Annotated in this window: 24 protein-coding genes; 11 read left to right on the top strand and 13 right to left on the bottom strand. The window is 70.6% G+C overall.

Going from position 1 to position 26,603, the window contains the following annotated elements; all coding sequences use genetic code 11:
• Positions 1-24: 24 nt before the first annotated feature.
• Positions 25-519: a low molecular weight protein-tyrosine-phosphatase gene (locus NWFMUON74_RS24640; RefSeq protein WP_187684163.1), complete on the top strand. Its 495-nt coding sequence runs from the start codon at positions 25-27 to the stop codon at positions 517-519.
• A gap of 5 nt (positions 520-524) precedes the next feature.
• On the top strand, positions 525-1,394 hold the full coding sequence (locus tag NWFMUON74_RS24645; RefSeq protein ID WP_187689398.1) for an SURF1 family cytochrome oxidase biogenesis protein: 870 nt from the start codon (positions 525-527) through the stop codon (positions 1,392-1,394).
• A gap of 20 nt (positions 1,395-1,414) precedes the next feature.
• Here NWFMUON74_RS24645 and infA read toward each other — a convergent pair whose 3' ends face one another.
• The gene (gene infA, locus NWFMUON74_RS24650; protein ID WP_187684164.1) at positions 1,415-1,639 is read right to left on the bottom strand and encodes a translation initiation factor IF-1; all 225 of its coding nucleotides are present in this window, start codon (positions 1,637-1,639) and stop codon (positions 1,415-1,417) included.
• A gap of 238 nt (positions 1,640-1,877) precedes the next feature.
• Complete coding sequence (locus tag NWFMUON74_RS24655) at positions 1,878-2,840, bottom strand: cobalamin biosynthesis protein (protein ID WP_187689399.1); 963 nt, start codon at positions 2,838-2,840, stop codon at positions 1,878-1,880.
• A gap of 218 nt (positions 2,841-3,058) precedes the next feature.
• On the opposite strand from NWFMUON74_RS24655, the gene sigJ reads away from it, so the two are divergent.
• A complete protein-coding gene (gene sigJ / locus NWFMUON74_RS24660; RefSeq protein WP_187684165.1) occupies positions 3,059-3,988 on the top strand; it encodes an RNA polymerase sigma factor SigJ in 930 nt (309 codons plus the stop codon).
• Between the two features lie 136 nt (positions 3,989-4,124).
• Here the strand turns inward: sigJ and NWFMUON74_RS24665 are convergent, their stop codons facing one another.
• Entirely contained in the window at positions 4,125-6,239 is a 2,115-nt protein-coding gene (locus tag NWFMUON74_RS24665) for an amylo-alpha-1,6-glucosidase (protein WP_187684166.1), read from the bottom strand.
• 342 nt (positions 6,240-6,581) lie between these two features.
• On the opposite strand from NWFMUON74_RS24665, the gene NWFMUON74_RS24670 reads away from it, so the two are divergent.
• The 3 genes from NWFMUON74_RS24670 (at position 6,582) to NWFMUON74_RS24680 (ending at position 8,182) form a co-directional block, all read left to right on the top strand.
• Positions 6,582-7,097 (top strand): gamma carbonic anhydrase family protein, encoded by a 516-nt coding sequence (locus NWFMUON74_RS24670; RefSeq protein ID WP_187684167.1) that lies wholly within the window; start codon positions 6,582-6,584, stop codon positions 7,095-7,097.
• A gap of 165 nt (positions 7,098-7,262) precedes the next feature.
• Entirely contained in the window at positions 7,263-7,442 is a 180-nt protein-coding gene (locus NWFMUON74_RS24675; protein ID WP_187684168.1) for a hypothetical protein, read from the top strand.
• Positions 7,443-7,534: 92 nt separating this feature from the next.
• Positions 7,535-8,182: a TetR/AcrR family transcriptional regulator gene (locus tag NWFMUON74_RS24680; RefSeq protein WP_187684169.1), complete on the top strand. Its 648-nt coding sequence runs from the start codon at positions 7,535-7,537 to the stop codon at positions 8,180-8,182.
• A gap of 4 nt (positions 8,183-8,186) precedes the next feature.
• Here the strand turns inward: NWFMUON74_RS24680 and NWFMUON74_RS24685 are convergent, their stop codons facing one another.
• The gene (locus tag NWFMUON74_RS24685) at positions 8,187-9,920 is read right to left on the bottom strand and encodes an Eco57I restriction-modification methylase domain-containing protein (protein ID WP_269475292.1); all 1,734 of its coding nucleotides are present in this window, start codon (positions 9,918-9,920) and stop codon (positions 8,187-8,189) included.
• A gap of 179 nt (positions 9,921-10,099) precedes the next feature.
• Positions 10,100-10,891 carry a nuclear transport factor 2 family protein gene (locus tag NWFMUON74_RS24690; protein ID WP_187684171.1) on the bottom strand — a complete coding sequence of 264 codons (792 nt, stop codon included), beginning with the start codon at positions 10,889-10,891 and terminating at the stop codon, positions 10,100-10,102.
• A 126-nt stretch (positions 10,892-11,017) separates the two neighbouring features.
• On the opposite strand from NWFMUON74_RS24690, the gene NWFMUON74_RS24695 reads away from it, so the two are divergent.
• Positions 11,018-11,332, top strand: coding sequence for an ArsR/SmtB family transcription factor (locus NWFMUON74_RS24695; RefSeq protein WP_187684172.1), 315 nt, complete (start codon positions 11,018-11,020; stop codon positions 11,330-11,332).
• Positions 11,329-11,880, top strand: a complete 552-nt coding sequence (locus tag NWFMUON74_RS24700; protein ID WP_187684173.1) for an SRPBCC family protein — start codon at positions 11,329-11,331, stop codon at positions 11,878-11,880. Before NWFMUON74_RS24695 ends, NWFMUON74_RS24700 begins: the two co-directional genes overlap by 4 nt.
• 4 nt (positions 11,881-11,884) lie before the next feature.
• Here NWFMUON74_RS24700 and NWFMUON74_RS24705 read toward each other — a convergent pair whose 3' ends face one another.
• From NWFMUON74_RS24705 to NWFMUON74_RS24715, 3 genes are all read right to left on the bottom strand, one after another.
• Positions 11,885-12,814, bottom strand: a complete 930-nt coding sequence (locus NWFMUON74_RS24705; RefSeq protein ID WP_187684174.1) for a universal stress protein — start codon at positions 12,812-12,814, stop codon at positions 11,885-11,887.
• Positions 12,815-12,898: 84 nt separating this feature from the next.
• Positions 12,899-13,330, bottom strand: coding sequence for a pyridoxamine 5'-phosphate oxidase family protein (locus NWFMUON74_RS24710; protein WP_269475293.1), 432 nt, complete (start codon positions 13,328-13,330; stop codon positions 12,899-12,901).
• Between the two features lie 358 nt (positions 13,331-13,688).
• Complete coding sequence (locus NWFMUON74_RS24715; protein ID WP_269475294.1) at positions 13,689-15,458, bottom strand: GAF domain-containing sensor histidine kinase; 1,770 nt, start codon at positions 15,456-15,458, stop codon at positions 13,689-13,691.
• A 219-nt stretch (positions 15,459-15,677) separates the two neighbouring features.
• Between NWFMUON74_RS24715 and NWFMUON74_RS24720 the strand changes: the two genes are divergently transcribed.
• Complete coding sequence (locus NWFMUON74_RS24720; protein WP_232110577.1) at positions 15,678-17,612, top strand: erythromycin esterase family protein; 1,935 nt, start codon at positions 15,678-15,680, stop codon at positions 17,610-17,612.
• Positions 17,613-17,758: 146 nt separating this feature from the next.
• On the opposite strand, the gene NWFMUON74_RS24725 is transcribed toward NWFMUON74_RS24720, so the two are convergent.
• From NWFMUON74_RS24725 to NWFMUON74_RS24740, 4 genes are all read right to left on the bottom strand, one after another.
• Entirely contained in the window at positions 17,759-20,284 is a 2,526-nt protein-coding gene (locus NWFMUON74_RS24725; protein ID WP_187684176.1) for an ATP-binding protein, read from the bottom strand.
• Positions 20,281-22,728 carry an ATP-binding protein gene (locus tag NWFMUON74_RS24730; protein WP_187684177.1) on the bottom strand — a complete coding sequence of 816 codons (2,448 nt, stop codon included), beginning with the start codon at positions 22,726-22,728 and terminating at the stop codon, positions 20,281-20,283. The genes NWFMUON74_RS24725 and NWFMUON74_RS24730 overlap by 4 nt, the downstream gene beginning before the upstream one ends.
• A 108-nt stretch (positions 22,729-22,836) precedes the next feature.
• A complete protein-coding gene (locus NWFMUON74_RS24735) occupies positions 22,837-23,406 on the bottom strand; it encodes a dihydrofolate reductase family protein (RefSeq protein WP_232110578.1) in 570 nt (189 codons plus the stop codon).
• Between the two features lie 126 nt (positions 23,407-23,532).
• Positions 23,533-24,081, bottom strand: coding sequence for a hypothetical protein (locus NWFMUON74_RS24740; protein ID WP_187684178.1), 549 nt, complete (start codon positions 24,079-24,081; stop codon positions 23,533-23,535).
• A gap of 380 nt (positions 24,082-24,461) precedes the next feature.
• Here NWFMUON74_RS24740 and NWFMUON74_RS24745 point away from each other — a divergent pair, with 380 nt between their 5' ends.
• Positions 24,462-25,367, top strand: coding sequence for a transglycosylase SLT domain-containing protein (locus NWFMUON74_RS24745; protein WP_187684179.1), 906 nt, complete (start codon positions 24,462-24,464; stop codon positions 25,365-25,367).
• 15 nt (positions 25,368-25,382) lie between these two features.
• On the opposite strand, the gene NWFMUON74_RS24750 is transcribed toward NWFMUON74_RS24745, so the two are convergent.
• Complete coding sequence (locus tag NWFMUON74_RS24750; protein WP_187684180.1) at positions 25,383-26,114, bottom strand: MerR family transcriptional regulator; 732 nt, start codon at positions 26,112-26,114, stop codon at positions 25,383-25,385.
• 134 nt (positions 26,115-26,248) lie between these two features.
• Here NWFMUON74_RS24750 and NWFMUON74_RS24755 point away from each other — a divergent pair, with 134 nt between their 5' ends.
• Positions 26,249-26,602, top strand: a complete 354-nt coding sequence (locus NWFMUON74_RS24755; RefSeq protein ID WP_187684181.1) for a DUF1707 SHOCT-like domain-containing protein — start codon at positions 26,249-26,251, stop codon at positions 26,600-26,602.
• The last annotated feature ends 1 nt before the right edge of the window (position 26,603 follow it).

Raw genomic sequence — 26,603 nt, forward strand, 5'->3', positions numbered from 1 at the left:
CGGGGGCGGTGGGGACCGGACAGAATGGCTGTTGTGGGTGAGCTGCATGTGACCTTTGTCTGCACCGGGAACATCTGCCGGTCGCCGATGGCCGAGAAGATCTTCGCGGCGCATCTGGAGCGGGCGGGGCTCGCCGATCGGGTACGGGTGAGCAGTGCGGGAACCACCGCGTGGCACGTCGGGTCCGATGCCGATCCGCGCACCACGGCGCTGCTGCGGCGGCACGGCTATCCGATCGGTCATATCGCCGCCATGATCGATGCCGATCATCTCGCGGCCGACCTGGTGGTGGCGCTGGCCACGTCGCACGAGCGCGAGCTGGCGCGGCTGGGCGTGCCCTCGGCGCGGCGGCGGCTGCTGCGCGGTTTCGACCCGCTGGCCGACGATCCCGATGTGCCGGATCCGTATTACGGCGACGATGCCGAGTTCGAACTCGTCCGCGAGCAGATCGAGGCGGCGGTGCCCGCCATGCTCGACTGGGTCCGCGAACAACTCGGCGAAAGCGTCCCCCGCCGATGACTCTGCTGCGCCGGCTCACGTTCCTGCTGCGACCCAGCTGGCTGATCCTCGCCGTCGTCGTGGTGGCGTTCGCCTACCTGTGCTTCACCGTTCTCGCGCCGTGGCAGCTGGGCAAGAACAACTCGACCTCGCATCGCAACGATCTGATCGCCGCATCGGTGAACGCCGCCCCCGTGGACGTGACGGCCCTGCTGGACGACCCCGGGGCCGCGGACACCGAGTGGCGCCGAGTCGTGGCCACCGGCAGTTACGTGCCGGGCTCGACGGTGGTCGAGCGGCTGCAGCGGCTGAACGACGCACCGGCCTTCGGCGTGCTGGCCACGTTCCGGCTCGACGACGGCCGGACACTGCTGATCGATCGCGGACTGGTCGCCGCCGCGGACGGCGTCCGCATCCCGCCGATCGCCGAACCGCCCGCGGGCCCGCAACGCATCGAGGGCCGGGTCCGCCGATCCGAGGGCGTGGCGCCGGGCAAGGAACCGATGACCCAGGACGGCTACCGCCAGGTGTATTCCGTCGACACCGGCCAACTTTCGACCGTCCTGGGCAGTCCCGTCGACGCCATCCCGCCCGACGGCGGCTACCTGCAGCTCATCGAGGGACAGCCGGGCGCCTTCACGCCGCCGCCCCTGCCGCAACTCGACGCCGGGCCGTATCTGTCCTACGGCCTGCAGTGGATCGCCTTCGGCATCATGGCGCCGCTGGGCCTCGGCTATTTCGTGTGGGCGGAGATCCGGGAACGGCGCAGGGAACGTGCCGCCCCGGCCCCGATCGAAACTACCGGTGGCACAACCGAACCGGATTCACCGGCGCACTCGGCCGTCCGATCCAATGCCGACCGCCTGGCGGACCGGTACGGCAATGCCGAACACTGAATCCGCCGGGCGCGTCCGCACTACGTCCGGTACCGGAACAGGATTCGCCCGCGCGTGAGGTCGTACGGGCTGAGTTCCACGAGCACCCGATCCTGCGGCAGGATCTTGATGTAGTTCTTCCGGATCTTCCCGCTGATGTGCGCGAGCACCTTGTGCCCGTTGTCGAGTTCCACGGTGAAGGTGGCGTTGCGCAGACACTCGATCACGGTGCCCTCGATCTCGATGCCCTTCGATGTCTTCGTCATCGCAGCGCCACGGGTGCGACGTGGGATGCGCGCGCATCCGCAGCGGTGTTCACAGAATTCATAGGTATTGCCTTTCGGGATGCCTTGTTGCGCAGGCACTCCCGGCGACACCTAGGCCGATCGCCGAACCGTGAACACGAGGGGGAGCACCCACATCGATACAGCGTTCATGGGTCTCACCTCCTGGCGTGATGTCACGGTTCCCGGACGGTAACAGCCCGGACTGTGTCCCGGCTATTCATTTTCCGCGAGCGCGGAGCCGGGCGGCGGCGACGGCCACGGCCAACGCCGCCGCGGCGAGCTGGACCGCCTCGGACAGGCGTACGGCGCGGCGCAGGTCGGGGACCTGCGGGGACGGCCCGTCACCGAGGGTCGGGCGAATCTCGGTGCCGTGCCGGTAGCGGGTGGGACCGCCGAGCCGGACACCGAGCGCACCGGCCATCGCGGCCTCGGCCACGCCCGCGTTGGGGCTCGGATGGGCGGCGGCGTCGCGGCGCCAGGCTCGGACCGCGGCCGCCGGATGACCTCCGACCGCCGGGGCCAGCAGTGCGGTCAGCGCTCCGGTCACGCGCGCCGGGAGCAGGTTGGCCAGGTCGTCGGTGCGGGCGGCAGCCCAGCCGAACCGCCGGTAGCGATCGTCGCGGTAGCCGACCATGGCGTCCAGGGTGTTCACCGCCCGATAGCCGAGCAGGCCCGGCACCCCGGCGACCGCGCCCCAGAACAGCGGGGCGACGGTGGCGTCGGAGGTGTTCTCCGCGAGGGATTCGACGGCGGCGCGAGCGAGCCCGTCCGCGTCCAGCGATTCGGGATCGCGTCCGCACAGCGACGGCAATATCCGCCGCGCCGCCGCGACGTCCCCGGATTCCAGGCGCCGGGTCATGTCCGAGCCGGTCCGCGCGAGTGTCGTCCCACCGAGCGCTATCCACGTCGCGATGGCCGTCGAAACACCTTGCGCCACAGTGCTTCCCGCTCCGCGCCGAGTTGCGAGAAACCGTTCCACCCCGGCCGACACCGCGACCACTCCCCCGACGAGCACCAGCTCGTGGGCTACCCCCGCCCCGCGCGCGTCCCGGTGAGCGACCTGCTCCAACGCCCCGGCCACCGCGCCGAATCCCGCCACCGGATGCCACCGCCGCGGATCGCCGGCCACCCGATCCAGCACGAACCCCAGGCCCAGCCCGATCGCCCTCGCAGTCCCCATACGCACCGGCCGAGCGTAACCGGGCCGGTTCCGCAACCCACCCGGCAGCTTCGCATCGGACCCGCCGAGCGGCTGCCGATCCGACGCCACGCCCCGCACGATTTCCGCTGGCCGCCGATCGACGAGTACGCCGGGGCCCACCCGATGTCACACCCGGCCGACCTGCGTCGTCACCTCCATAACGCACCGATAGGCTCGGGCGGACGGAAGGAAGCAGGGTGACGACTGAGGGGTTGATCGGCGAGGTCGATCGGGCGGAGTTGGCGCGGCGGTTCGAGGAGCATCGGCAGTATCTGCGGCGGCTGGCCTACAGCACGCTGGGCAGTCTCAGTGACGCCGACGATGTGGTGCAGGAGGCCTGGCTGCGGTTGCAGCGGTGGCACGAGAACCGGGGCGCGGACGAGCGGATCGACAACCTGCGCGCCTGGCTGAGCACCGTCACCGGACGGCTCGCCCTGGACCAGTTGGGCTCGGCCCGTGCCCGGCGCGAACAGTACGTCGGGGAATGGCTGCCCGAACCGGAGGTCACCACGATGGACGATCCCGCCGACCGCGTCACCCAGGACGAGCGGGTCACCACCGCGCTCCTGGTCGTGCTGGAGTCGCTGTCACCCGCCGAACGCACCGCGTTCGTGCTGCAGGAGGTGTTCGGCATGAGCGCTCCCGAGGTGGCCGATGTGGTGGGCCGGACACCGGCGGCGGTGCGCCAGTTGGCCTCTCGCGCGCGCAAACACGTCGAGCAGGGCACGCCGCGCTTCCCGGCCAGCCGCGACGAGCACGAGAAAGCGGTATCGGCGTTCGCGGTGGCGTGGCGGTCCGGCGACCTGAGCGCGCTGCTCGGCGTGCTCGATGAGAAGGTCGTGCTGACCGCCGACGGCGGCGGCAAGGTGCCGGCCATCCGCAAGCCGGTGCGGGGTGCGGAGCTGGTCGCGAAGATGTTCCTCGGCTGGTACCGGGCGGGCACCGGCGCGTGGGGGCGGCACGTGCTGGTCAACGGCGGTCCCGGCCTGCTGGTGTTCGACGGCGCGCATGTCGGCGTGTTCTCCTTCATCGTCGAGGGCGACCGAATCACCGGCATCAACGTCGTCCGCAACCCCGACAAGCTGCACGACCTGCCCCCAGCCGAGGAACCCGACTGGTACCTCTGAGCGAGGGCGGGCCGCGGTAAGCCCGGTCGGGCAGATCTCGCGGTCCGGCACGGTCGACGCGGAACCGCGCGGCCGGGCAGGACTCACCGCAGATCTCGCGGTCCGGCGCGGACGGCGGGGAACCGCGCTCGTCACCTCAGGACTGGCGGAGTTCCCAATCGCTCGGTAGGCCGTCGACCTTCACGGTGGTGCCGCGTGCCTGGATGGTGATGGTGGCGGGGCCCAGGCGGAGGTCGGCGAGACGGACGCGACCGGCGCGGTCGGGCAGGCGCGGGGCGATGCCCAGGGTGCGGTTGGGGACGTCGGGCTGCAGGCCGAGGTAGGAGCGCATCAGCAACAGGGGCGCCGCGCTGGACCACGCCTGCGGCGAGCACGAGGTCGGGTACGGCACCGGCGCGGGAAAGTCCTTGCGGGCGAAGCCGCAGAACAGCTCCGGCGGCCGCGCGCCGAAACCCATGATCGCCTCGAGCAGCCCACCGGCCAGGCGTTCGGCCAGTTCGGTCGCGCCGGGGATGTGGTGGTAGCGCAGCAGTCCGGCGATGGCGATCGCGGTGTCGTGCGGCCACACCGAGCCGTTGTGGTAGCTCATCGGGTTGTAGCGGCCCATGGATTCCGACAGGGTGCGCAGCCCGAACCCGCTGTCCATCCCGGTCTCCGACAACCGCTCGATGAGGGTGGCCGCGCGCTCGTCGGGCACGATGCCGGTCCACAGGCAGTGCGCGACATTGCTCGACAGCGCGTCCACCGGATTCTTCCGGGCATCCAGAGCCATCGCGTACCAACCGGATTGGGGTAACCAGAACGCCTCGTCGAAGCGCGCCGCGAGTTCCGCCGCCTGGGCACGCAGCCGGGCGGCGCCCTCGGCGTCACCGAACGCCTCGGCGATGTCGGCCCGTCCCAGCCGCGCCGCGTAGACGTAGCCCTGCACCTCGCACAGCGCGATCGGCGGATCGGCGAGGCGGCCGTCGGCGAAGGAGATCGCGTCCCAGCTGTCCTTCCACCCCTGATTGGCCAGGCCCTGATCGGTTTTGCGGCGGTACTCGACGAATCCGTCGCCGTCGGTGTCGCCGTAGGAGTCGATCCAGGTGAGCGCGGCGTCGGCGGCGGGCAGCAGCGCCTTGACGATCGATTCCTCCGCGCCCCAGCGCCAGCATTCGGCCAGCAGCATCACGAAAAGCGGTGTGGCGTCGACGGTTCCGTAGTAGACGGTGCCGCCGAGTACCTCGTCACCGGCGGGTCCGTGCCGCATCTCGTGCATGATGCGGCCCGGTTCCTCCTCGGTGATCGGATCCACGTGGGTGCCCTGCAATGCCGCCAGCTGCTGCAGCGTGCCCAGCGCGAGATCGGAGTCCAGCAGCAGCGCCATCCACGACGTCAGCAGGCTGTCGCGGCCGAACAGCGTCATGAACCACGGCGCGCCGGCGGCCACGTAGGTCGGGGCGTCGCCGCCCTGGTCGTCGATGCGCAGCGCGCCCAGATCGCCCTCGGTGCGCTGCAGGATCGAGGTGAGGCCGGGGTCGCCGGCGGTCAGGCTGGTGGCGGTGGCGCGCCACTGCTTCATCCGGTAGGTGGGGCTGTCCTGGTCCTCGTCGCTGAACGTCGCCTCGATCGCGCGGTGGCCGATGATCGGGCGGCAGCGCACGGTGGTCTGCCAGTGCCCGCGCCGCGGCACGACGATGCGCCAGGTCAGCGTGCCGGGCTGGGCGGCCGGACTGCCGTCGGCGGTGATGGTGAGGCCGCGTCCGGGGTCGTCGCGGTCGGCGAGATGCAGTTCGCCGTCGGCGGCGGCCAGCTCGCAGCCGACGCTGTGCACCTGCCCGGCCTTGACCGCGAACAGGTCGGCGAAGTCGGCGTCGACGTTCAGCGACAGGGTCATCGCGGTGTCCTCGTCGCCGAGGTTGTGCACGGCGATGATCTCGCGCATGCCGTCGCCGATCATCCTGCGGCGCAGGATCAGCACGGTACTGTCGGCGACGCCCTGCCGGGCCGGTTTCCGCAGCACGAACCGCGCGCGGAAGGCCTCCGACATCATCACCGACAGCTGTTCGGGCCGGTGGCCGTCCAGGCGCAGTTCCCACCGGGAGACGACGCGGGCGTCACGGTAGAACAGCCCCTGCGAGGTCCCGGCGTTGATGTCGCCCAGCGGATCGGACAGGCAGAACGTGCTCGCCTCGACCATCGTCACCACGCCGCCTCCGCCGCCGATGATCGGCATCGGCTGACCGGCGTTGAACACCGAGGGCGCGCTCATGCCCGCACGCTCCCCGCGATCCGGGCAATTTCACGAAACGGCACGAGACTCATCGCCTGTCTCCTCGTCGGTGAGGTGGGAAGAGCGCGATCTGACAACCAGCATCGGAAAGTGACACACGCGTGCGCTGCCCACGCTGTCAGAAACCCCCACCCCACTCAAGATCGCACGATTGACCGCTCCCGGTTGTTACCCCATCGTTGCCGGGACGGCGGTCGCTCACACCTCGGTCGAGCCCGAGATCGGAATCGGCTTGCGCAGCCACGACCAGTCGATAGCCTCGCTCATGCGGTCGGCGTAGCCGCTTCGGAGTTCGGGTGGAGCCGACTATGTTCGGTGACCATGAGGATTCGGTTGGGTGAGCACGCGCCGCAGATCGACGAGAGCGCCTGGGTCGCGCCGAACGCGACCGTGATCGGGCGGGTGCGGCTCGCGGCGGAGGTGAGTGTGTGGTACTCGGCGGTGCTGCGGGGGGATATGGAGGAGATCTCCGTGGGGGCCGGGACCAATATCCAGGACGGGTGCGTGCTGCATGCGGATCCGGGTGTGCCGCTGACCGTCGGCACCGGAGTGTCGGTGGGGCACAATGCGATTCTGCACGGCTGCACGGTCGGTGACGATGTGCTGGTCGGGATGGGCGCGACCGTGCTCAACGGCGCGGTGATCGGCGCGGGCAGCCTCATCGCCGCCAACGCGCTGATCCCCGAGGGCGCCCGGATCCCGCCCGGATCACTGGTCGCGGGCGTCCCGGGCAAGGTGCGCCGCGAACTCGGCGAGGCCGAACTGGAACGTATCCGGCTCAACGCGACGGTCTACCGGCACAGCACGGCCGTGCATCGCGACGGCGTCGAACTGTGATACAGCGCACACTGGTCAGATGACCAGCTACTCCTCTTGTTAGCATTTGGCCAGCGTGCCCGGGGTTCGGTCGACGGCGTCGACACGACGGCGGACGGCTCGTTACGCGAGGCGAGCCACGCCCGGACGACGGGCTCGGCAGGTGGGCAAGCAGGAGGTTCAGCGGTGGCGTACGAGCAGTCCGGTATGCACCGGCCCAAGGGGCGGATCAGCGTGGCCGATATCGCGGCCCAGCCCGGGGGGATCGAGGCACTACATCGTCGAGTACACGAATTACGCTCCAGCGGAATAGATTTCGCCGCGAATGCGATCGAGCAGGAGATGACGGCGCTGAATCTGCGCTGATCGGCGCCGGGGCGCGACACGCCAGCCGCGGTTGCGGGTGCGATCCGATGAGATAATGATCCGCACCCCTTCCGCATTCGACTGGAGATTCGATGCCCTCGGTTCCCCCCATCCTGGCGCGCATCCTCGAGAAGCCGCGAGCCGACGGCGAGCAACTGCTGGAGAGCGCGTTGTCGGCATTCCTGGATTTCGGGATCAAGCGCACCAGCATGGGCGAGATCGCACGCCGGGCCGGGATCAGCCCCGCCACGCTCTATCGCCGCTTCGAGTCGAAGAACGAACTGATCGAGGCGGTCGGCGTGCGGGAGGCGCAGCTGTTCGTCGCCGAAATCGACCAGCGCGTCGCCGAGATCACCGGCGCGAGCACCGCCGAATCGGCCACCGCCGCCGAGGATCAGCTGGTCGAGGTGTTCGTCGCGTTCATCACGCTGCTCGCACGCAACGAATTGCTGCGGCGGCTGCTGCGCACCGAGCCCGATCTGATCCTGCCGCGGCTGACCACCGAGGCCGGGCCGATTCTCGCGGTGGGGCGCGCCTACCTCGCCGAGAAACTGCGCGAACTGCAGAAGACGAACCCCGCGCTGGACTTCGACGCCGACCTGGTCGCCGAGATCATGGCCCGGCTGGCGCAGTCGCTGGCGCTGACGCCCGACGGGCTGATCCCGGTCGGCGACCAGCGAGCCGCACGGGAATTCGCCCGCCGCACTCTGATGCCGATGGTGGGAGTGCCGCGCGGCTGAGGCGTCAGAGGCGGAAGGCGGCCGCCACCCGCTCGTCGAGGAGAGCGGAATTCGGTTCGGCCGCACCGTCGACGAAGCTGCGCACCAGGTCCGTGAGTGCCGCCGCCGCGGGAGTCGCGGGGTCCGGGAGCGGCAGGCGGCCGACGTACTGGGTGATCCACCGGCGGCGGCCCGCATACAGGCGGTTGCCGCACACCGCATCGTAGAAGCGCAGGCCCAGGGTCGAATTCGCCACTCCCATCAGTAGATACGCGAGCGACTCGGCGCCGCGGTCGGGCAGCGAGATCCAGTAGCAGTCGCCGTTGACGATGGCGCCGCTGCGGTCGAGCGCGAACCGCGGGCGCACGCTGATATCGGGAAACACCAGCTTGGGCCGCGACCACAGGTGCGGGCGCTGCGGGACCCAGATCTCGAACCACTCCCGGCCGCCGGCGGTGACGTAGCCGCGTGCGGCCAGGGTCTCCTTGTGCGCCGCGAGATATGCGGCGGCAGCGGGGAATTCGGTCAGATCCACCGGCGTGCGGCGCGAGCGGGTCACATCGTAGGGATAGAGCACCCGGGTCGGTTGCGCCCGCGCGATCCGCCACGGCGCCAGGTCATGATGGGTCAGCAGATCGAACAGCAATTCCCCCTCCGGCCGCGGATCCCGCTCCTCCCACCGATCGGAGATGAATACCCGATCCGCCGTCGTCTTGATTCCCACCCGGATCCGCACCACCTCCCCGAACGTCCGCCAGGTCCCCGCCGCCACCCGCCGCAACCAGTCGTCCACGCCGGGGCGCGACATCCGCCACGGGATGGCGGGGTCGGGGGCGGGCGGCCGGGCCGAGACGGGTTGCGGCACGGGCGCCGGATCGCGGGTGGGTGCGGACAGGTCGTCGCCGGTGGCCAGGGCGCCGATCTCGATCGCGATGGTTCGGCCGCCGTGGGTGATCACGGTGTCGGCCGGGCCGGTCAGGGCCGTGTAGAGGTCGAGGGTGGAAGTCGTCGGGGCAGTGTCGAGTTCGTATGCGGAGACGTAGCGGCAGGGGGTGGTGGCCCGGGCACGGACGGCGATGGTGATCGCGGGGAGGACGGCGGCCTCGAACAGCCGGGTGTCACCGAGGTCGTACAGCTCCACCGGGGTCAATTCGGACCGCAGCAGGGCGCGCAGGTTGGTACCGGCCTTGGTGGTCAGAAAACGGTTGGCGCACAACAGCCCCAGCACACCGCCGGGCCGCAGCAACCGGGGCACGCTCGCGACGAACGGGTGTGTCAGGTCGATCCGGCCGGTGAGGCCGAACTGACGGGCCAGCAGCCGAGCAGCCGTCGAACCCAGCTGCTGCGTCCGCACATAGGGCGGGTTGGTGATCACCGCATCGAAGTCCGCGGCGGCCAAATCCGCTGCCGCGGTGAGGAAGTCACCGGCATACCACTCGATGTCGAGACCCGCGGCCCGCGCCCGGGCCGCCCGCACGGCCTCGGCGTCGAGATCGAACCCGGTCAACCGCAACCGAATCCCCGGAAACCGCCCCGCCAGCTCTCGCCCCACCGCCAGCAACAACTCCCCATCGCCGCACGCCGGATCCAACACCCGCACCTCGCCCCGAGGCACCACATGCTCCACCACCCGCTCCGCCAGGAACCCGGCCAGCCGCTCCGGGGTGTAATGCCGCCCGTGCCGCTTGCGCACCCCCGCCCCGCCGGACCCCGCACTCGCCCGCCGGTCGGCCGATGCCCGCCCGCCCCAGCCATCCATACCGGGCATTGTGCCCGCCCGCACCGCACACCGCGCGCAACCGAGCAAACCGACGCGACGATGACGACGATCGGTCGGCCACCCGGGAAACCGCGCTCGACAGCCGAAGCGGAAAAGTGGCGAAAGACCGCGTGCTCCTCGCCGGGGAGTATTGCGCCGCCCGACGCCGAGCACGCGCCTCAAACGTAGATGCGAGCGGCCTTGATCTGCTCGCTGTTTCGCGTGAACTCGAGTTCGGCGATGCCTCGGGCGGTGGGGGTGGTGATCGTCGTGGTGATGAAATTGCCTGCGGCTATGGCGGTTTCGGAGCGGAGGTCGGTTGCTTGCTGGAGGAAGCCCGCGACGCCGAGTGGGGTGCCCGACCAGAGGAGGGTGGCGTCGGGGGTGAGGGCCGACCGGGCGGAGGTGTCGCCGCGGGCGGCCGCATCGAGGAAAGTGGCGGCGGTGCGTTCGGCGGTCGCGCCGACTCGGCGGAAGCCGCGGGCGAAACCCAATGCGCCGCCGAGGCCTTGGTTGCCGAGCAGTTGTGGCGCCAGCTTGGCGGCGGCGAGCAGGCCCGGCGGGCCCGACATGAGGAGTTGGCCGACCATCACGGGAAGCTCCCAGTGCGCGCGCAGTGTGCGGATGCGCAGCTCGTCGGCCGTGCGGGTGAGGTCGTAGCGCAGGTGCATGGGGACGCGCAGCGTCACGCCGGTGGACATGGTGGTCTCGATGGTCAGGTCGCGGTAGACGGTCATGCCGCAGACCACGTCGTGGTGGACCCGGAACGCGATGCCGTTGGGCGCGATGAAGGTGTCGTAGAACCGCTCGATCGCGGCGGTCCCCCGGTGTGGCCGCGACCCGACCGGATCCTCCACCAGTGCGTCGGGGGCGAACAACCCGACCCACGCGGCCCGGTCGTGGACGGCGACGGCCTGCGGCGACCGCTCGACGGTCGCCAGCAGTTCGGCAGCGGAGGCGGTGGCGGACATGGTTTCCCTTCACATCGGAGCGGCGGCCTCCCACCAATCTATAACTCGTTCCAATTCAACGATCCCGAAATGATGATCCGTTATATGCCTTGTAAGGTATATACCCCACAGGGTATATTGAGCGGCGTGACGACCGATCTCTTCGCGGTGGTGGCCGAACCGCAACGCAGGCGCATCCTCGATCTGCTGCGCACCGGTGACGCCACCGTCGGCGAACTCGTCACGCGGCTGGAACTACCGCAACCGACGGTGTCGAAGCACCTGAAAGTGCTGCGCGACACCGGCTTCGTCACCTGCGAAGTGGCGGCACAGAGACGGATCTACCGCCTCGCTCCCGGCCCCTTCGAACAGCTCGACACCTGGCTCACGCCCTACCTGCGGCTGTGGGACCGCCACCTCGACGCCCTGGGCCGGCACCTCGACCGAAAGGACCCCCCATGACCACCCGCCGATATCACCCCAGCCCCCTGCATCAGGTCGAACTCGTCGATGAGAACGGCCACTGGTCGCTCGTGTTCACCCGGGAGTTCCCGCAGGCCCGGGCGGCGGTGTGGACCGCCCTGACCGAACCGGACGAGCTGCGCGAGTGGGCGCCCTACACCGCCGACCGCGCACTTTCCGCGACCGGTCCGGTCACCCTGATCATGATCGACGGCGAGCACCGGCAGGAACTGCCGGGCCGGGTCACCACCGTCACCCCGCCCGAGGTCCTCGAATACACCTGGGCCGGCGACGTGCTGCGCTGGGAGCTGGCCGAGCACGACGGCGGCACCCGGTTGCGCCTGACCCACCGACTCCCGGAGCGAGCGGTGGCGGCGCAGCTGGCCGCGGGCTGGCACCTGTGCCTCGACGTGGCCGCGGAGCTGCTCGCGGGCAGCCCGATCGGCCCCATCGTGGGTGCGGCGGCGCTGAACTACGGCTGGTCCGACCTGAATCGGCGATATTCCGAACGACTCGGCGTGGCGGAACTGGACCCGCCCACCTCCTGAACGCCTACGAATCTTCTTGCCCGGCCCCGCCTTTCGCGCCCTCCCGGACGACCACGATCGGGCACTCCACCGCTTGCACCAGCGCGGAACTGGTGGAGCCGAGCAGCATCCCGGTGAATCCGCCCCGCCCGTGACTGCCGACCACTACCAGCTGCGCCCCCTCCGATTGTTCCAGTAGCGCGCGAACGGGCCTGTCCTGCACCAGGATCCGGCTCACCTCGACATCCGGGTAACGCTCGGTGTGCCCGGACAGCGACTCGGCGAGCACCGCGTCCTCGCTGTCGCGGATCGCGTCCCAGCCGCTGACCGACACGTCCAGCGCGGCACTGACATCCGTCCAGGCGTGCAACGCGATCAGACCGACCTTGCGCCGCGACGCCTCCTCGAACGCGAGTTCCAGTGCGGGCACGCTGTTCTCGCTGCCGTCCACGCCGACCAGCACCGGCTTGCTCGCCGACACCGCATCCGCCGCCGCACGCACCACCGCGACCGGGGAGTGCGCGTGCCGGGTCACCGCCGTGCTGACCGAACCCAGCAGGCCCCGCCGGAACGCCCCGAGGCCGCGGCTGCCGACCGCGACCAGCCGGGCCCGGCGGGAGCGGTCGATCAGCACCGGAATGATCGGTTCGGTGACCACCTCGGTGGTGATCGCGGGCGCCTCCCCCGGCGCGGCGGCGCGGGCCGAGCGGGTGGCCTCGGCCAGGATCCGCTCGGCATCGGCGTGCAACCGAGCCAGGTCGTCCTCACCGAGCACCGGGACCGGGCCGAACACGGCCGGTAGCGACACGGACGTGAGCAGGTGCAACGCACAGCCGTGCAGGGCGGCGGCGGCCGCCGCCCAGGCCGCGGCATGATACGACACCTCCGATCCGTCGACCGCCGCCACGATCGGCGGGCGCGGGTCGGATTCCGAGGTGGCCGGATTGTCGGTCATCGCACTCCTCCTGTGTCGGAACCTGGTTCTCGCCCTCCATCATGTCGCGCGAGCGGGCCCATGCGACGTCCGGCGGGTGTCGCACTAGCAGCCGCGCTCGACGAGCCTCATGCCCGTGACGATTTCGGGCTCGATCGACACCACGGTGGCCTGCTCCCCGTCGACCCACGACTGCAACAGCGATTCGTAGCGCGCGACGCGGCCGGGATCGGTGACCGGGCGCGCGAACCCCACCACCACGACCGACCAGCCCACGCGCCGCACCGCATCGATGTCGTCCGCCTCGTACGCGACCACCACCGGCGAGCTGCCGCCCATGGCGGTGGTCAATTGCGTGGTGAAGCGGGTGCGCAGCACCACCGCGCCGTCCTCGACGAGATGATTGACCGGGCGGATAGCCGGTAACGCGTTGCGGGTGAAGACAATTCGGCCGACCGCGGCACCGGCCAGCAGTCGCATCGATTCGGTGCGGTCCAGGTGCACCACGGCACGGCCGCCGCCGGAAGCGTCGGCCACGACGCCCTACCGAGCCCCGGCGTCGCCGCGTGCCGCCGTATCGGTATCCCATCGCAGCTGCGCCGTGCTCACCGCCACCGACCCGCTTCCCGTCTCATGATCGCGACCCCTGGGGAAATCCCATCACCGCGCCGATACGGGCATGTAGGGCCGAAGGTCCCAGGAATGTGCCCACAGGTCGGTTACCACCGGTGGCGGCCCGCGGCGCGGCAATGTGATTACCCCACGAAGGCCGTTCGGCCCTTCAGTGGCACCGGTCCGGACGGCAGTGTGGCGGCCGGCGCTACGACGCCGACCTCGGTCTCGTCACCCCGAACCACCGCTGACCTCCGCGGGGCCGCACCGGCGGGCACTGGGGTCAGGGAAGTGGCACGGACCAACGCACGAGGGTGCCCGGGCGTTCGCCGGAGTCGGTGGAACATGGTGTGACAGAGCAGTTTCCGCCCGCGCGTTCGGCGCGGCGCGCCATATTGACCAGGCCGCTCGCGGTGACGGCGGCCGGGATGCCGCGGCCGTCGTCGGCGATGGAGACGACCAGGTCGTCGCGCACGTCGACCTCGACGGTCAGCGTCGCGGCGCCGGAATGGCGGACGGCGTTGCTGACCGCCTCGCGCACCACGGCTTCCGCCTCGTCGGCCAGGTCCGCGGGCACCACCGACAGCGGGCCGGTGACGCGCACCGTGACATCGATGCCCGACTCGGCGGTGTGCTGCCGGACCGCCTTCTCGATCCGCTGCCGCAAGCCGCCGTACCCGACCTCGGCGACGTGCAGATCGAAAATGGAGGTGCGGATCTCCTGCACCACCGACTGCAGGTCGTCGACCGCCGCCGAGATCCGTTCCCGCACATCGGCCCGGCGGCTGCGCGGCACCGTGCCCTGCAGGGTCAGCCCGACCGCGAACAGCCGCTGGATCACGTGGTCGTGCAGGTCGCGCGCGATCCGATCGCGTTCGGCGAGCACGTCCAGCGCTCGCATGCGCTGCTGGGCGTCGGCCAGTTGCATCGCCAGCGCGGCCTGCGCGGCGAACGCCTCGGCCAGCTCCAGGACCTCCGCGTCGTAGGGCGTGCTGTCGGTCGGACGGGCCGTCACCAGCAGGCCCAGCGCTGCCTCGGGCGTATACAGCGGCAGCATCAGCAGCGGCCCGGCGCCCACGCCGACCTCGGCACTGAGCCCCGCCGCCGTGGCGTCCTCGAACCGCAGCGCGGACCGTCCGGCGAAGGCGTCGCGGGCTGCGGTGTCCGCCAGCCGGAGACTGCCGCCGGGATCGACGCCACAGCCGACCGAGTACGCGATATCGAGCTCCGCCACTTCCTCCGGCGCGCGGTCCGGCTCGGGCGCCACGGCCAGGAACACCCGATCCGACCGGGTCAGCCGCCGGACATGATTGACCAGATGTGCGAACACCCGCTCCGGCGCGGTGCCGGCCAGGAACTCCGTGGTCAGGTCCCGGGTCGCCGCGATCCACGCCTGCCGGGTGCGCGCCGCCTCGTACAGCCGGGCATTCTCGATGGCGATGCCCGCCGCCGCGGCCAGCGCCTGCACCATCACCTCGTCGTCCTCGGTGAACTGCCCGCCGCCGACCTTCTCGGTGAGATACAGATTGCCGAAGACCGCCGCCCGCACCCGCACGGGGACCCCGAGGAAGCTCCGCATCGGCGGATGGTTCTCCGGGAAGCCGACCGACGCCGGATGCTCGGCCAGGCGGTCGAGCCGGATCGGCTTGGGCTGATCGAACAGCAGGCCCAGCACGCCGTGTCCGCGCGGGAGGGCGCCGATCCGCATCCGGGTGGCGTCGTCGATGCCCTCGTACACGAATCGGGACAGTTCGTGTCCCTCGCCGCGCACCCCGAGCGCGCCGTATCGGGCGTCGACCAGGGTGATCGCCGTGTGCACGATGGTGCGCAGAGTATCGTCCAGTTCCAGCCCGGCGGTGACCGCGAACATGGCCTCGACCAGCGCGTCCATCCGATCCCGGACATCGATGATCTGGTCGACCCGCTCGCGGATCTCGGCCAGCAGCTCACGCAGCCGGAGCTGGGACAGCGCGTCACTCACCGAATAGCGCCCGGATTCCGGGCCGCCGTCCGGACCAGCGGTCTCAGCCTGCTGTCGGTCGTGCGGCTGCACAGCTATTCATTCCCCTCCCCGGACGCAGCCGGAGTTCGGTGTCCAGGCGCCGCCGCGACGGCGAAACCTCACGTACCCGAGTTTAGGTCAGGGCACGGCTCGTGCGACGACGCTTGCGTCTCGCGGCCGAAGATCACCGGTCGACCAGCCCGGCGCATACGAGACCGGATGCCGGGTACCCGCCCGAACGCAGGCCCACGAACATTCGGAGACGCTGCCGTGCCGACCCTTCCCGTGCTGAGCGACCGCCCGCCGCCGGTCTTCCGCGACCGGCGCGAGGCGGGCCGGGCGCTCGCCGCTCTGCTCGAGCACTACCGCGGCGACGAGACCGTGGTGGTACTGGGGCTGGCCCGCGGCGGGGTACCCGTGGCCTGGGAGATCGCGGCGGCGCTGGCGGCGCCGCTGGATGTCCTGGTGGTCCGGGCACTCCGGGCGCCGGGCCGTCCCGAACTCGTCATCGGCGCACTGGCCCCCGACGGCCGCGTCGTGGTCAACGACGACATGGTTCGCGGCCTGCGGCTCACCGCCGAGCAGGTGCGCACCGCCGCCCGCGACGCGGCCGCGGAACTGCCGCGCGACCGGGCCACGTGTCGCGGCGACCGGGCGCCCGCCGCGCTCGCCGGGCGCACCGTGATCGTCGTCGACGACGGATCTTCCACGGGCGCAACGCTGTTCGCGGCGATCGACGCCGTCCGTGCCGCGGAACCGGCCCACCTGGTGGTCGCGGTCCCCGCCGCGCCGGAATCCACCTGCCGGGAGGTCCGCGGCCTCGCCGACGACATGGTGTGCGCCACGATGCCCTCGCCCTTCCTGGCGGTCGATGCCGCGTTCTGGGATTTCACCCAGGTCGGCGCCGAGGAGGTGCGGCAGCTGCTGGCGGCGCCCACCACCGGTGCGCCGGCGCCGCCCGATCCGGTCGCGGCCCTGCGCAGGGCCGCGGTCCCCGCACCGGCGGGCGTCCCGCCCGGCGACGTGCTGGACGAGCTGGTCGGCGACGCGCGTTTCGTTCTCGTCGGGGAAAGCTCGCACGGCACCCACGAGTTCTATGCGGCGCGGGCCGCCATCACCCGCCGGTTGCTCACCGAGCACGGCTTCGATGCCGTTGCGGTGGAAGCGGATTGGCCCGACGCCTACCGCGTCGACCGTTTCGTGCGCGGCGCGGGCGCGGACCGAACCCCCGACGAGGCGCTGCGCGGCTTCGAGCGTTTCCCGGCCTGGATGTGGCGCAACACGGTGGTGCGCGACTTCGTCGGCTGGCTGCGCCGGCACAACGACGGCCATCGTCCGGCCGGTTTCTACGGCCTGGATCTGTACAGCATGCATCGCTCGATGCGGCGGGTGATCGACTATCTCGACCGGGTCGATCCCGCCGCCGCCGAACGCGCCCGGCGGCGCTACGCGTGCCTCGACCGGGCGGGCGAGGACGACGGGCAGGCCTATGGGTACGGGGCAGCGTTCGGCGCGGGCGAGTCCTGCCAGGCCGAGGTGCTGCGCCAGCTGGCCGATCTGCAACGCAACGCCGCCGCCCACGACGGCGACGCCGGGTTCGACGCGGTGCGCAACGCCTGGACGGTCCGTGCCGCCGAGTCCTACTACCGGGCGATGTTCGGCGATCGGGTGTCGTCGTGGAATCTGCGTGACGAGCACATGGCCGACACGCTCGACGCCCTCGCCGAATATCTCGGCCACGACGGCGCACCGGCACGAATCGTGGTGTGGGCGCACAACTCCCACGTCGGCGATGCCCGCGCCACCGAGATGGCCGCCGACGGTGAGCTCTCGCTCGGTCAGCTGGTGCGCGAGCGGCACGGAAAGGACTGCCGCAGTATCGGTTTCGGCACCTGCCACGGCACCGTGACCGCGGCGAGCCGCTGGGGCGGCGACAGTGAGCGCAAGACCGTCCGCACCGCTCTGCCCAGCAGCTACGAGGAACTGCTGCACGACACCGGGCACGAGTCGTTCCTGATCCGCACCGATTCCGCCGCCGACGCCCTGCGGCAACCCCGCCTGGAACGCGCCATCGGCGTGGTCTACCAGCCGGAGACCGAACGGCACAGCCACTACTTCCACTCTCGCCTGGCCGACCGGTTCGACGCGTTCATCCACGTCGATCGCACGACGGCGCTGACACCGCTCCCGCCTGCCGGGCGGTAGTACTCCGCCAACCCTTCCCGAGTCGGGAATGATTTCGCCTCGGTCGACGGCCCCTCATTCCCTGTATCGAGCAGCTCCGGCGGCCACGGCTGCGTGGCGGACGCGTCCGCGAAGTGCGGCAGCGCGCGCTGACCTGCCCGATTCGATCATCCCCGCGGGCGCAGCCGCACGGGACGCTGCCGGTACGCGGCCCGGACCCGGTCGGTCAGTTCCGCCGGAACATGTTCGATGACAGCGGCTCTGGTGGCGGCCGGTAGTTTCCGGCGGATCGCCACCACCTGGGCGTCCACCGTCCGTACCGACGTGCCGCGCCGCACCGCGATGGCGCTGTTGGCCCAGCCCGCCGCCACCAGGACGGCGATCTCGCGTTCGGCCGCCGACAGGTCGTGCCAGCGGGAACCCTTCCCGGCAGCGGCGGGCGGATCCTCCCTCGGTTCTCCCGCGCGCAGGGTGCCCAGGAAATACCGCTGCAATTCGTTCAGTTCGGGACGCAACCGCGCGCCGCGACGAACCGCCGCCGCGTAGCCGTCCGGGCCCAGGACCGCCGTCGCCGTCGCGGCGGCGTGCCGGATCCCCCGCGCCACCAACGGCACCGCGTCGGTGTCGACGCCGATCGAACGGTGCAGTGTCGCGACACCACCCTGCAGGACGGCGATTTCGGTCGCGGCCGCGGTCAACTCCGCCGGGTCCGCGGTACCGTCCGCGCGCCGCTGCGCCAGATCGAGCGCCAGCGCCCCGGCGCAACAGTGCACGATCCATCCCGCGGTCCACGTATTGCCGGTTCCCACACGGTCTGTCAGCAGAGCGCGCCCCAGCTCGACCACGCCCCGGGGCCCGTCGCCCGCCGCCGCGGTCGCGGCGTCCAGCTCGGCCGCGGAAACCACCCAGCCCGCCACCGCCTCGAGGGCGCGGACCGGCCATCGCCGGCCGGGCGAGTCGTCCGCGGTGTCGAAATAGGCGCGCGCCAGCGCGAGGCACAGCTCGGCCCGCCGCGCACCGGTGTCGCGGCCCGCCGCGGCGAACTTGCGCACCGCCCTGGCCAGCACCTCGATCGATCGCGGATCCTCGTGCAGCAGCAGTAGTTCCTGGCCGCGGGCGAATTCGAGCACGGCGGGCAACCCGATGTCGAATGCCGCGGTGTCCCGCCATTTCCGGCGTACCCGCGGATCGGCCGAATGCACCGCGACGCACTCGTCGAGCAGCTGCCGGACGCGGTCGGGGCGGCCCTGCCACAGCGCGACGACGGCGAGCCGGGCGGTCGCGACGATCCGGAGTTCCGCGGGCACCCACGCGGTTCCGCGCGTCACGTCCAGCGCGCGCTCGGTGAGGCGGGCGACGGCACGGTTGGCGCCGGTGACGAACGGCACCCGCAGGGCCAGCAGGGTGGCGGCGCTGTCGAGCCCGACCGCCGCCTCCGCCGGGTCGGTGAGCCCGCTCTCGATGCCGAGCAGGATGTCGTCCCAGGACGAGCGGGCCCAGCGCAGCCAGTCCTCCTCGTCCGGGCCGTACCAGGCGGTCAGGCCCGCGACGACCTTCTCCCGGTAGTAGCGGCGGTGGCGGAACAGCAGCCGGGCCTCGACCCCGTCGCGGCGGCGCAGCCGCTCCCGCGCGAAGACCCGCACACTCTGCGGCAGGTAGTACCGCACCGTCGTCTCGGTCATTCGCGCGCCCACCAGTGAGCAATCCACCAGCCGGTCGAGCCCGCGAAGCAGTTCGTCCGGCGGCAGTTCGGGATCGGCGCAGACCGCCACGATCGCCTCCGCCTCCGCGCCGCCGCCGCGGTCCTCGGCACCGGCCGGGTCGAAAGCCGCGAATACCGAGAACCTTTCGAGCAGCAGCCGCTCGGCGGGCGCGCACAGCTCGAACGACCACGCGATGACATCGGCGACGCTGCGATGGCGGTCCTCGATACCCGCGCGGACGCCGTGCGACCACCGCAGCCGCCGGTCCTCGCCGTCGCCGCCCAGCTCACGCAGCACGGCGGCCGGTGGCCGGTGCCGTAGGCGCGCGGCGGCCAGGCGGATGAACAGCGGATTGTCGTCCACCCGGCGGCAGATCCGCGCCACCAGCGCGCGATGCTCACGGTCGTCGGGTACGGGCCGCCCGGTCAATTCGGCGCGGCGGCGGAACAATTCGGCCGCGTGCTCGACCGGCAGCGAGGGCAGCACGACCACGTACTCGTCGATCCAGCTCACCGGCTCCCGGCTGGTGGCCACGATGGTCAGCCCCGGCAGCGCGGCCAGTAGCGCGCTGATCAGCGGGCGCACTCCGGCCAGCACGTGCTCGCAGTTGTCCAGCACCAGCACCGTCCGCGGCGCGCCGACGGTGGTGAACGCCTCGAGCAGGCAGGTCCACGCCGGACGGCCCGCGATATCGGAACGCACGACCGACGCCACCATCTCCTCCGCGACGACCTCGGCGTCGGCGCCCGGAGGCAATCGGGCCAGCCGGATCCAGTGCACCGCCGCCCGGGTCGTCCCGCGGTACCGGCGCAGCGCCTCGGCCGCGAGCGTCGTCTTCCCGACACCGCCCGGCCCGACCAGGGTGATCATCCGGGTGGCGGACACGTCCAGCAGCTCGCCGAGCCGGTGCAGCTCGCCTCGCCTGCCCACGAATTCGCTTGCCGCCGAAGGGATCTCGTCTCGACGCGGCGCGGATGCGGCAGCGTTCACGGCCGGTCCACCGGTCGGCGCGGCGCGCGGCGGGGCCGGCGCCCGGCCTCCCGTCGCACGGCGTCGGCCAGCTCGCCCGGGATGTGCTGGATGATCTCCTTGCGCGACGGGGTCAGCAACTTCTGCCGGATGCTCGCGACCTGCGCGTCGACGGTGCGTACCGAACTGCGGCGCTTGCCCGCGATCGCGCTGTTGGACCACCCGGCCGCGGCGAGCACCGCCACCTCCCGCTCGGCCCGCGACAGCGTGTCCCACCGCCTGGGCACCGACGCGGGCTCGGCGCCTTCGGAACTCGGGTCGTCGGGCGCGCGGTCCAGCACGTACCGCCGCAGCGTGTCGAAGTCCGGTGAGACAGCGGCCCCTTCGTCGCGCGCCGCCGCGTAGGCCCGTTCCCCGATCACCACCACCGACAGGTCCGCGGCCCGCTGCAATTCGGTGGTGATCAACGGAACCGTCTCGATCACCGTGCCCGTGGCGCGCACGCACGACCGGAACGCGCCCACCAGCCGGGCCATCTCGGTGGCCGCGGCCGTCCGCACGGGCTCGTCACCGGCCACCGACGCCTCCAGGACCGTGCGCGCCGCGACCATGATCCGGGCCCCGATCGCCCAGCTCACCGTCCAGACGTCACCGTCGATGAGGTGCTCGGTCAGGACGCTGCGCGACATCGCGGCGGCCTCGGTGAGGTCGCCGTGAGCGACCAGGGCGACCGCGCGGGCCAGCCGGGCCCACCCCCGGGACAACTGCGAACCGCTCGCCGTCGAATGCTCGAGGATCCGCGCGGTGGTGTCCAGCGCCACCTGCCGCTCCCCCACGAAAGCCGCGGCGAGTGCGACGAATACGCCGCTGAGTTCCTCCCCGACCAGGTCACCGGCAGCGGCGCCCTTGCGGCGGGCCCGCTCCAGCACCGCGATGGCGCGCGCATCGGCGTGCACGAGCATCAGTTCCAGTCCGCGGATCCATTCCACCGGCGCGGGTAATCCGAGATCCCGCTCGGCGTGGTCCCGCCAGGTGGGGACGGCCGCGGCCGGCAGGCAGGTGGCGGCGCACTCGTCGAGCAGGCGCGCGGCGTCCTCGATTCGCCCCTGCCACATGGCGACCCACGCGAGCAGGGCCATCGCCCGCACGCGCAGCTCGTCCGGACGCGGGTCGGCCGCGCGGGTCGCCTCGACGGCGAGGGCGGTGAGCCGGGCGAAGGCCGGGCCGCCGTGCGTGGCGAAGGGGATCCACATCGACAGCAGCGCGGCCGCCGTCTCCAGCGCCACCACCGCCTCGTCCGGGGCCGACAGGCCCGTCTCGATCGCGAGCAGGATGTTGTCCCAGCTCGAATGCACCCGGTCGTGCCGGTCCTGCGCCTCGGGTGTATTCCAGATCGATTGCCCCGCAACGACTTTGTCCCGGAAGTAGCGGCGGTGCCGGGCCGCGGTCGCGGCGGCGTCGACCCGGCCGCGCAGGCGGTCGTAGGCGAACACCCGCACGCTCTCCACCAGGTACCAGCGCACCGCCGTGGCGGTGTGGTGCTCGGACAACAGTGATCGCTCGGCCAGCTGTTCCAGCAGCGGTTCGATCGTGTCGGCCGGGAGGGTCGCGTCGGCACACACCGCCAGTACCGCGTCGAGGTCGATGCCGTTGCGCAGCGACCGCTCGTCGTCGGTTTCGCAACCGGCGGCGAAGACCGACAGCCGTTCGAGCAGGAGCTGTTCCGCGGGCTCGCACAACTGATAAGACCACGCGATCACGTCGTAGACGCCTCGATGGCGCGGCTCGGCGCCGGCGCGGGCGCCGTGGCGCCACTGCAGGCGCTTGTCGTCGGCGTCGCCGGTGAGTTCGCGCAGCACCATGGCGGGGGGCCGCTGCCGCAGCCGGGCCGCGGCCAGCCGGATGAACAGCGGATTGTGGTCGACGTGGCGGCAGATCTGCCCGACGATGTGGAGCAGGGCGGGATCGTCGCCGATCGGCCGCCCGGTGAGTTCGGCGCGACGGCGGAACAGCGCGACGGAGTGCGCCGCCGCGAGCGGGGGCACCGGCACGATGTGCTCGTCGACCCACCCGAGCGGCTCCCGGCTGGTGGCCAGGATCGTCAGGTCCGGCGTCCGGCGCAGCAGGTCGGCGACGATGCGGCCGACCGCCGCCAGCACATGCTCGCAATTGTCCAGTACGAGCACTTTTCGAGCGGTGTCGACGCGGATCGCGGACCGGATCAGATCCTCGGTCACCGATTCGGGGCCCAGTTCGGCGAGGCCGACCCAGGACACCGGCACGTGCGCGCCGCGCAGCACCTCGGCCGCGAGCCTGGTCTTGCCGATACCGCCCGGGCCGATCAGCGTGACCAGCCGCGCGCCGCCGTCCAGCAGCGACCTCACACGCTCGACGTCCGCCCGGCGGCCGACGAATTCGCTGGTGGTAGCTGGGAGGACCGTGCCAGGTACCGGTACCACAGACATAATGAGGGAAACTTAACCTACTCGGCTCGGGCTCGTCGCGGCTTTTCGGTTCTTCCGTACCAGGTCACGCCCGTGACCGAGGCTGCGCCCCTACGCTTTTGGGCCCGGTCAGCGCGGCGCGGGAGCCGATTGCTGGTAGTGCACCTGCACGACCGCGCTGTCGAAGGTCATCACATCGACCAACTGCAGTCCGGCCCGGTCCAGCGCCGACGGGAACAGCGGAACGCCGCCACCGAGCAGCAACGGGTGCACGAACAGCCGGTACTCGTCGATCAGGTCGTGCTCCATGAACAGCGTGGCGGTCTGGAGGCCGCCGAACAGCACCATGTCGCAGTCCGGCCGCGCCCGCAGCGCCGCGACCTCCTCGACGATCGAGTCGGCCACGATGCGAGTGTCCCAGCCCGCCGCGCGCAGCGTGCGGGAGAAGACGAGCTTCGGTGTGGTCTTCCAGCAGCGCGCGAAATCCACATAGAACGGCGAGATCGCCGGATCCGCGTCCGCTGTGGGCCAGAACGACGTCATGATCTCGAATGTCTTGCGCCCGTAGAGAAACAGATCGGCCGCCCGCAGCTCGTCGAGGAACGAGGCGCACAGTTCCTCGTCCACCACCGGCCAGTGAATCTGCTGGTCGGGGCCCTCCGCGAAACCGTCGAGTGACATCTGCATCCAGAGCGTCACGCTTCCCATCACATACCCATCTGCGCGTCGGTGTGAAAGTGGGATTTTGGGCACAATCACAGTCGACGCGCATCGGTAGTTCTGGATGGAATATACCTAAGTAGGTCCGCTCCGGCCGGTTTCGCCTCAGAGCAGCGAACCCTCCCGGCAGGATCCCGACGAGCGCCAGGTCGGCTCCGGACGCGCGCCGTCGAAGCGCCACTGCGAGACCGGACCGGCTGCGCGCCAATACAGTCCGCCGCCCACCGGCACCGCCTCGTAGACGTCCTCGGTGCCTTCGATCAACTGGTCGCCGACGCAGTAGTCGGTGTAGGAGGTGCCGGGCTGGCGCGCACCGGGGCTGAACCGGCCCGCCGGGTTGGACCCGGCACCCGGATTGCTCACGGTGCTCGCCTGATTCGCGATGCCGCCGCGGTTCCACCGCGGCCCGCCGAGCAGGTCGGTGCCGCAGGTGAACGCCCAGCCGCCGGCATAGACGGTCTGGCCCTGCGGATGCAGCTCACCCGCCCACAGGCACGGCGCGGTCGACTGCGCGGTCGCGGTGGCCGGCACACCGAAACCGAGAGCGAGGCCGAGGCCCGCCGCGGTCGCCGCAGCCGCGGCACCGGCCGCCCTGATCAGGGCGGTGCGCCCCGGCCGCGTCGGGATGCTGCGCAGTTCAGTGGTGGTGGTCATCGGCGTGGTCTCCATTCGCCAGTCCAGCGGTCGACATCGACTCATCGACACACGAGTGAATGTACCGTTAGTTGACGGCACATAGCGCATGGCTCATTACCAGTCGTGGGAACAGGGCTCCGAGCGGCTGCGGACTTCACCAGCACCCCCGTTCCCATCGGCGGGAAGTGTGGTGACGGTCGGCCGGGCATCTCCGTTTATGCTGCGAGGGCACCACCGATCAGGGCGTCGGCGGACGAAATCATCCAGTACTGGAACGAATTACGGAGAACACGCCATGGCGCGGCGGAAGGTGAGCGATGCCTCCTAAAGAGATTACGCTGACGCCGCCAGCCGAAGCCCCGGTACTGGCCTCTTACACGTCACATACCCAGACGGTTTTGAACAAGTTGCTCAAGGCCCTCGGTGACGGCACCGCGGACACGATCACGATCCAGAAGCTGGACGACCTCGATCAGGCCGAGGACATCACCGGCGAGATGGCCACGCAGCTCAATCAGGATCAGAGCAAGAAACAGGACTATCTCACCCGGCTCAACGACCTGGACACCAATATCGCCGACATCGCGAAGAAGTCGGCCGGTGTCTCGAATACCGCGGTCAGCGAGGTCGAAGAACTCGGCACCGAAGTCCAGGGCATCCTCGACGCGGTCCCCGACAAGCCCGATCTGCCTCGGCAGTTTCTCGCCATCAGCGCCATCGACAAGGCCGTCGGTGACAGCGAGCAGTCGGTCACGAATGCCCACCAATGGCTGACCGAACAATCGGTCAACATTCCCGGGTACGACGGGCCCGGCAGTGGCCCGGTATCGACTCCCCGGGTGCCGCACAACAACTCCGGCAGCTACGACAGCAGCTACACCGACCGGGTGAGCAGCGTGTCGGGCAGCACCGCTCGGAATGTACTCAGCGAAGAGCAGGTGCGGGCGCACATCAAGGAAGCCCTGAAGGCCCTCGGAATCACCGATCCGGTCGCGATCCAGAATTGGACGGAGGGTTATATGACCCTCATCAAACGCGAATCGGGCTTCAATGCCGGCGCGATAAACCTCAACGACTCGAATGCCGCGGCGGGTCATCCTTCGCAGGGCCTGACGCAGACCATTCCGTCCACTTTCGAGGCATACCACGTGGCAGGCACGTCGAATGTCATCACCGATCCCACCGCGAATATCGCGGCCAGCATGAACTACGTGATGCACAGGTACGACGTTTCCCGCGACGGTTCGAACCTCGCTGCCAATGTGCAGCAGGCCAATCCGAACGCCTCACCGAAGGGCTACTGATCGGCGGCAGCCGTTTCAGGCGCCGGGTAGCACCTCGGCCAGTTCCCTGTCCTGGTCCAGATATTGCGCCACCGAGCGGCTGATGAGTTCGCCCGCTGCCTGTTCCGGGCCGACGCGGGTGGCCGACAGGCCCGACACCAGCTTCGCCAGATCGGTCGCTCCGCCCTCGGACCGGCGGAACTCGGCCCAGGAGGTGCGTTCGAACAGGTCGACGAACCGCCGGGCGATGCGCTCGCAGTCCGACCGCAAACGCTCCAGCTCGTCGATGATCGCGTCGTCGGGCACGCCCGCCGCGGCGAAGCGCTCGGCGACATCGAGCAATTTGTGGTTTCGGACCCGGTAGGTCGCGGCGTCCACCGGCTCGTAGACACCCAGCGCGACCACCCGCGAAAGCCCCTGCGGCACCGAGCTGTAACGCTGTTCGAGTTCGGTCGCGGTGAGCGTCTCGCCCGGCGGCTCCGCCGGGACCGGGCCCGCGACCTCGCCGACGCCGAGGATGTCGCCGAGATCGTCGCCGCGGTCCCAGGCCTCAAGCAACTCCTTGATGCCGTTGAGTTTGATCCCCCGATTCAACAACCGACTGATCACCCGGACCCGGTTCAGATGATCCGGCCCGTAGAAACCCGTCCGCCCCTTCACCTGGGGCGGCGGCAACACCCCCCGCTCGTGATACACCCGCAGGCTGCGCACGGTCGTACCGGCGGCACGCGCCAGCTCATCGATCGTGTACTCGGTACCGGCTGTCATACCTCAAGGAAACCACACCGAAACAACGCGGAGCGTCGCAGCAGGCCGTGCCGATCACCGGCATCGGGATTTCTTCCCTGCGATGGTTATTCGGATAATTCGGGAGAAAACGAGTCCGAGCTATCCTGCACGGCATGACAGAAATTCCGGATTCCCGCCTCATGGCGGCCGACCGGGAACGCGCGCTACGGGAACTGTCCGAACAACTCGGCGCGGGCCGACTGTCGCTGACGGAATACGACGAACGCAGTGCGCTCGCGGCGTCCGCCACGACCAAGGCGGAACTGGCCGAACTGTTCATCGACCTGCCCGTGGCGGCACAGGCGCCGCCCCCGCCGGGCGACACCACCCTTCCCAGAATGGCGACCCTCGCGCTCGTCGTGGTGGTGTTCGCCGTCGTCTGCGCCTTCGTCACGGGCAACTGGTGGTGGTTGCTGTTGTTCGCCGCGTTGCCGGTGATCGTCGTGACCGGGCTGCGCTCGCGCTGAC

Source organism: Nocardia wallacei (assembly GCF_014466955.1).
Taxonomy (GTDB): domain Bacteria; phylum Actinomycetota; class Actinomycetes; order Mycobacteriales; family Mycobacteriaceae; genus Nocardia; species Nocardia wallacei.

Bases quoted from the DNA above. Each gene is read 5' to 3' on its own strand.
- NWFMUON74_RS24740 (WP_187684178.1), bottom strand. From the start codon at position 24,081: ATGACCACCACCACTGAACTGCGCAGCATCCCGACGCGGCCGGGGCGC.
- NWFMUON74_RS24640 (WP_187684163.1), top strand. From the start codon at position 25: ATGGCTGTTGTGGGTGAGCTGCATGTGACCTTTGTCTGCACCGGGAAC.
- NWFMUON74_RS24690 (WP_187684171.1), bottom strand. From the start codon at position 10,891: ATGTCCGCCACCGCCTCCGCTGCCGAACTGCTGGCGACCGTCGAGCGG.
- NWFMUON74_RS24665 (WP_187684166.1), bottom strand. From the start codon at position 6,239: ATGAGCGCGCCCTCGGTGTTCAACGCCGGTCAGCCGATGCCGATCATC.
- NWFMUON74_RS24680 (WP_187684169.1), top strand. From the start codon at position 7,535: ATGCCCTCGGTTCCCCCCATCCTGGCGCGCATCCTCGAGAAGCCGCGA.
- NWFMUON74_RS24705 (WP_187684174.1), bottom strand. From the start codon at position 12,814: ATGACCGACAATCCGGCCACCTCGGAATCCGACCCGCGCCCGCCGATC.
- NWFMUON74_RS24670 (WP_187684167.1), top strand. From the start codon at position 6,582: ATGAGGATTCGGTTGGGTGAGCACGCGCCGCAGATCGACGAGAGCGCC.
- infA (WP_187684164.1), bottom strand. From the start codon at position 1,639: ATGACGAAGACATCGAAGGGCATCGAGATCGAGGGCACCGTGATCGAG.
- NWFMUON74_RS24750 (WP_187684180.1), bottom strand. From the start codon at position 26,114: ATGACAGCCGGTACCGAGTACACGATCGATGAGCTGGCGCGTGCCGCC.
- NWFMUON74_RS24730 (WP_187684177.1), bottom strand. From the start codon at position 22,728: ATGTCTGTGGTACCGGTACCTGGCACGGTCCTCCCAGCTACCACCAGC.
- NWFMUON74_RS24655 (WP_187689399.1), bottom strand. From the start codon at position 2,840: ATGGGGACTGCGAGGGCGATCGGGCTGGGCCTGGGGTTCGTGCTGGAT.
- NWFMUON74_RS24755 (WP_187684181.1), top strand. From the start codon at position 26,249: ATGACAGAAATTCCGGATTCCCGCCTCATGGCGGCCGACCGGGAACGC.
- NWFMUON74_RS24685 (WP_269475292.1), bottom strand. From the start codon at position 9,920: ATGGATGGCTGGGGCGGGCGGGCATCGGCCGACCGGCGGGCGAGTGCG.
- NWFMUON74_RS24700 (WP_187684173.1), top strand. From the start codon at position 11,329: ATGACCACCCGCCGATATCACCCCAGCCCCCTGCATCAGGTCGAACTC.